At 67.5% G+C, this 295-nt stretch carries 1 pseudogene; it reads right to left on the bottom strand.

Annotation, left to right across the window (positions count from 1 at the left end):
- A pseudogene (locus PY649_RS35370) lies at positions 1 to 295 on the bottom strand (methyl-accepting chemotaxis protein); the annotation flags it as partial.

Here is a 295-nt window from a genome sequence, read left to right as displayed (position 1 = left end):
CGACAGCTCGTTGGAGGCGCGGCGGATCTCTTCCTTGGAGACGCCGATGTCGTTGCCCTTGGCATTGACCCGGCCCATGGCGGCTTCCAGATGCGACAGCGCCTCGTTGAAGTTGTTGCGCAGGCCGGCATAGCCGGTACCGATGTCGCCGCAGCGCACGGTCAGATCGCCCTGGGCGAGGTCTTCGAGCGCCCGGCCGATGGTGGCGACGACACGGGCCTGTTCCTGGGCCTCGTCCTGCTGCTGGCGCAGGTTCTGCTGGCGTTCGGCGTTGATTTCCTGCTCCTGGGCCGCC

The organism is Rhizobium mayense (assembly GCF_030272705.1).
In the GTDB taxonomy this organism is placed as follows: domain Bacteria; phylum Pseudomonadota; class Alphaproteobacteria; order Rhizobiales; family Rhizobiaceae; genus Rhizobium; species Rhizobium mayense.
Note: the sequence above shows the minus strand (reverse complement) of the source record. Positions and strands in the feature narration are given on the sequence as shown.